This is a genomic window from Polaromonas sp. (genome assembly GCF_012927415.1).
GTDB lineage: Bacteria > Pseudomonadota > Gammaproteobacteria > Burkholderiales > Burkholderiaceae_C > Polaromonas.
Genome location: NZ_JABBPF010000163.1, coordinates 1 through 5,091, shown reverse-complemented (window position 1 = coordinate 5,091; position 5,091 = coordinate 1). Strand labels below are relative to the sequence as shown.

The 5,091-nt window shown below is 57.4% G+C and carries 4 protein-coding genes; 1 reads left to right on the top strand and 3 read right to left on the bottom strand.

What is annotated here, in order from left to right:
• Window positions 1–166: 166 nt before the first annotated feature.
• The 3 genes from ahpF to HHJ19_RS13915 all read right to left on the bottom strand — a co-directional run bounded on the left by ahpF (window position 167) and on the right by HHJ19_RS13915 (window position 3,563).
• Window positions 167–1,741 carry an alkyl hydroperoxide reductase subunit F gene (gene ahpF / locus HHJ19_RS13925; RefSeq protein ID WP_296908377.1) on the bottom strand — a complete coding sequence of 525 codons (1,575 nt, stop codon included), beginning with the start codon at window positions 1,739–1,741 and terminating at the stop codon, window positions 167–169.
• 78 nt (window positions 1,742–1,819) lie between these two features.
• Window positions 1,820–2,392, bottom strand: a complete 573-nt coding sequence (gene ahpC, locus HHJ19_RS13920) for an alkyl hydroperoxide reductase subunit C (protein WP_296908376.1) — start codon at window positions 2,390–2,392, stop codon at window positions 1,820–1,822.
• Window positions 2,393–2,741: 349 nt separating this feature from the next.
• Entirely contained in the window at window positions 2,742–3,563 is an 822-nt protein-coding gene (locus HHJ19_RS13915; protein WP_296908374.1) for a pyruvate, water dikinase regulatory protein, read from the bottom strand.
• Between the two features lie 175 nt (window positions 3,564–3,738).
• On the opposite strand from HHJ19_RS13915, the gene ppsA reads away from it, so the two are divergent.
• A partial coding sequence (ppsA, locus tag HHJ19_RS13910) for a phosphoenolpyruvate synthase (protein ID WP_296908372.1) occupies window positions 3,739–5,091 on the top strand: 1,353 nt, incomplete at its 3' end.

Genomic DNA, 5,091 nt, shown 5'->3' with positions numbered 1-5,091 from the left:
ACATGGTGTGATGACCAAACGCCCTCGGACCTGCCGGCTTTTCGCAGGAATGCCCGAGGTTTCAAGCGCCGGATCGACGGCGCGGGGTTCAGAACTTGCTGTTCAGCGTCAAGCTGTCCGATTGCGACAGCAACGTGTTGTCAGGCACCGGACAATCCTTTTCGCCTCAAGCCACCGGCGCTGACGTGCGGATCAGATGATCGAAAGCGCCAAGCGCCGCCTTGGCACCGTCGCCCGCTGCGATGATGATTTGCTTGAAGGGCACGGTGGTGGCGTCGCCCGCGGCGAACACGCCCGGCACCGAGGTTTGGCCCTTGGCATCGACGATGATTTCCCCGTGTTTGGACAACTCTACCCGGCCTTTCAGAAAGTCGGTATTGGGCACCAGGCCGATCTGGATGAACACGCCTTCGAGCGCAACCGTGTGACTCTCGCCGTCGCTGCGGTCCTTGTAAGTCAGGCCGTTAACCTTCTGCTCGTCGCCGGTGATTGAGGTGGTTTGGGCATTGGTAAACACCTCGACGTTCGCCAGGCTGTGCAGCTTGCGCTGCAGCACGGCATCGGCGCGCAGCGCGGTATCAAATTCGATCAAGGTGACATGACCGACGATGCCAGCCAGGTCGATTGCTGCCTCGACGCCGGAATTGCCGCCGCCGATCACCGCCACTCGTTTGCCCTTGAACAGCGGGCCGTCGCAATGCGGGCAATAGGCCACACCCTTGTTCTTATATTCGTGCTCGCCCGGTACATTGATGTTGCGCCAGCGCGCGCCAGTGGCGAGGATGACAGTTTTGGCTGTCAGCGAGGCACCGCTTTCAAGCTGGACTCCCATCAATTGCTGGCCTGGACCCGCTTGAGGAACCAGCGCCTTGACGCGCTGCAGATTCATGATGTCGACCTCATGCTCTCGCACATGCTCTTCCAGCGCCACGGCAAATTTCGGGCCTTCGGTTTTCCGGATCGAGATGAAATTTTCAATCCCCATGGTGTCGAGCACCTGGCCGCCAAAATGTTCTGAAATAATGCCGGTGCGAATGCCCTTGCGAGCCGCATAGACCGCAGCCGCTGCGCCCGCGGGGCCACCACCGATGATGAGCACGTCGAAGGGTTCCTTGGCGTCGATCTTTCTGGCTTCGCGCTCAACGCCGCTGGTGTCGATTTTGGCCAGGATTTCTTCCAGGCTGATGCGGCCCTGGCTGAATTCCGTACCATTCAGAAATACGGTTGGCACGGCCATGATCTGGCGCGCCTTGACTTCGTCCTGGAACAGCGCGCCATCGACCATCGTTGTCTTGATGCGCGGATTCTGCACCGCCATCAGGTTAAGCGCTTGCACTACGTCGGGGCAGCTGTGGCAGGTAAGCGAGACATAAATCTCGAATTCAAAATCACCGTCCAGCGCCCTGATCTGTTGCAGCACGTCCTCCTCAACCTTGGGCGGGTAACCGCCGATCTGCAGCAGTGCCAGGATCAGCGAGGTGAATTCGTGGCCCATGGGCAGGCCGGCAAAACGCGGGCCGTGATTTTCGCTGGGGCGGTTGACTGAAAACGACGGCTTCCGATAGTCGTCGTCCCGGCTTTCGCTCACCTTGACCAGCGGCGACGACTCCGCCACATCCTTCAGCAGCGACTGAAGATCACTTGATGCCTTGCTGTCGTCCAGCGAGGCCACGATTTCAATCGGCTGGGTGGCGCGTTCGAGGTAGCTTTTGAGTTGGGCTTTGGTGGCAGCATCAAGCATGGTGATCTCGCTTATTGATTAGTGAAGATGGAATAAAAAAGCCCGAACGCAAGCGCTCGGGCTTGGGGCTTGGCGGGCTTAGATTTTGCCGACGAGGTCGAACGATGGCTTCAGTGTTTCAGCGCCTTCGTTCCACTTGGCCGGGCAAACTTCACCCGGGTGAGCGGCGATGTACTGGGCAGCTTTCACGCGGCGAAGCAGTTCCTTGGCGTCGCGGCCAATGCCGTCTGGGTGTACTTCTATCGTTTGAATCCGGCCCTCTGGGTTCACGATGAAGGTACCGCGCAGGCATAGGCCAGCGGCGTCGCCTTCCTCAATTAGCACATCAAAGCCCTTGGCAAGCACATGTGCCGGGTCGCCCAGCAAGGCGTACTGGACCTTGCCCATTTCCGGGGAACTGTCGTGCCAGGCTTTGTGCGTGAAGTGGGTGTCGGTCGACACACCATAGATGTCCACGCCCATTTTCTGAAATTCAGCGTAGTTGTCGGCCAGGTCGCCCAGTTCGGTAGGGCACACAAAGGTAAATGCGGCCGGAAAGAACACAAATACAGACCACCTGCCTTTGAGTTTGTCGTCGCTCACGGAAACAAACTTGCCGTTTTGGTAGGCAGTGGCTTTGAAGGGAATGATTTCGGTGTTGATGAGGGACATGGGGATTTCCTTTACTAGGTTAAAAATTTTAGGAATTCGATAGTTTAATACTTTTGATTAAGTCGGTAAAATAGATATTAACTATCGATAACTTCGAACTTGCCTATAAGCGCGCCCCCGCGAGTCAAGCGGGCTTGGACCACGCAAAGAAGAACGGTTTGTCAATTGCTATCATAAACATAGCTGGCAAAATCGTAATTCATTGGACGACAAGCGTTTTTTGTCTAAAGAGGGGGGGTAAATTAACAGCGGTACGGCTTCGATTCCTTTTTGCCGCCCGGCGATTAATGGTTCGCTTCGTTCCCGATGAGATCGCGCTTGAATTCGGTTCGACGATGCATCTGGCGAATCAGTAATCGAGCCGTCCGGGCTTGATTTCCTGCAGGATGGTGGTGGCAATTTCCTCGATGGACTTGGTGGTGGTCGATAACCAGCGAATGCCTTCCCGCCGCATCATGGCTTCGGCTTCATGGATCTCATGTCGGCAGTTGATCAGGCTGGCGTAGTTGGAGTTGGGTCGGCGTTCATTGCGGATCTGGCTCAGGCGCTCGGCGGCGATCGTCAGGCCGAAAATTTTCTTGCGGTGGGGACCCAGTGCCGGCGGTAGCTGGCGGCGCTCGAAGTCTTCGGGAATCAGCGGGTAGTTGGAGGCTTTGAGGCCGTATTGCATGGCCAGGTACAGCGATGTGGGGGTTTTGCCGCTGCGGCTGACGCCCACCAAAATGACGTCCGAGCCCTGCAGGTCGCGGTTACTCTGACCATCGTCGTGGGCCAGCGAAAAATTGATGGCCTCGATGCGGTCATCGTACTGCTTGGTTTTGAAGGCATCCGAAAACCGGCCTACCCGGTGGTTTGATTTGAGGCCGAGCTCGCTCTCGAGCGGCGCTACAAACATACCGAACATGTCCAGCAACATGCCGTTGCAGTGGCTTTTGATGATGGCCAGAATCCCCATGTTCACCAGTGTTGTGAAGACGATGGGTCGTTTGCCTTCAATTTCCGCCGTGTGGTTGATCTGGCGGATCGCCTGGTGGGCTTTGTCGATGCTATCGATGAAGGGCAGGCGAACGTGGCGCGGATTGATTTCGAACTGGGCCAGGATGGCATTGCCAAAGGTTTCAGCGGTAATCCCGGTGCCGTCGGAGATGAAAAATACGGTGCGGTTGGACATGTCGCTATCCGGTAAGGTGAGGTTCGTGGCGCTTGCCGCCCGATGCCCGGGCACTACAATCACCTAATTATCCAGATTTTTCCAGCCATGCCCGCTACAGCCCCCTAGAACGACAACAAGGTTGCCCGCCGCGCATGTGCTTTGTTATGGTTTTTAAACCTCCCGGAGTATTTTCATGTCAAACCTTTTTGAGGCGGCCGCCCTGGTCGTACCATTTGAAAACCTGAGGATGACCGATGTCGAGTCGGTCGGCGGCAAGAACGCCAGCCTGGGCGAGATGATCTCTCAATTGCCAACCGGCCCCAAGGGCGTTCGCGTTCCAACGGGCTTTGCCACGACTGCTTATGCTTTCCGCCTGTTTCTGGCACACGACGGGCTGGATCACAAAATCAATGCAGTGCTCGACGCGCTTGATACGGAGGATGTGCGGGCACTCGCCGTAGCAGGTGCAAACATCCGGGCGCTGGTGGAAGCCCAGCCTTTTCCGCCAGAGTTTGACAAGGCGGTGCGAGACAGCTTTGCCGCGCTTAGTGCAAACGATGCACAAACCAGCTTTGCCGTGCGTTCCTCTGCCACCGCCGAAGATCTGCCCGATGCGTCGTTTGCCGGCCAGCAGGAAACCTTCCTGAACGTGGTTGGCATTGAAGACATTCTGCACAAGATGAAAGAGGTGTTTGCCTCGCTTTACAACGACCGCGCTATCAGTTACCGCGTTCACCAGGGTTTTGCCCATGCTGACGTCGCCCTGTCTGCCGGCGTGCAGCGTATGGTGCGCAGCGACCTGGGAGCGGCCGGTGTGATGTTCACCATCGACACTGAAAGTGGCTTTGAAGACGTGGTGTTCATCACCTCCAGTTACGGTCTTGGGGAAACCGTGGTGCAGGGCGCCGTCAATCCGGACGAGTTTTATGTGCACAAACCCATGCTCAAAGCCGGCAACCGCGCCGTCATCCGCCGCAACCTGGGCTCCAAGCTGCTGCAAATGGAGTTCACCACGGCCGAGGAGAAAAAAGCCGGTGGCAAGCTGGTGAAAACCAGCGATGTCCCTATTTCATTGCGTAACCGCTATTCACTGACCGATGCCGATGTGGAACAGCTGGCGCGTTACGCCGTCATTATTGAAGAGCATTACGGCCGCGCGATGGATATTGAGTGGGGCAAGGATGGCACCGATGGGCAGTTGTACATCCTGCAGGCACGCCCGGAAACCGTGAAAAGTCAGGCCAAGGGCAAGGCCGAGCAGCGCTACAAACTTAAGGGCAGCGGCACCGTGCTGACCGAAGGCCGAGCGATCGGCCAGAAAATCGGTACTGGCCCGGTCCGCATCGTGCATGACATCAGCGAGATGGACCAGGTCCAGCCTGGCGACGTGCTGGTCACTGATATGACCGACCCGAACTGGGAACCCGTGATGAAGCGCGCCAGCGCCATTGTCACCAACCGCGGCGGCCGCACCTGCCACGCCGCCATCATTGCGCGCGAGCTGGGAATTCCGGCTGTCGTGGGTTGCGGCAATGCGACCGAACTG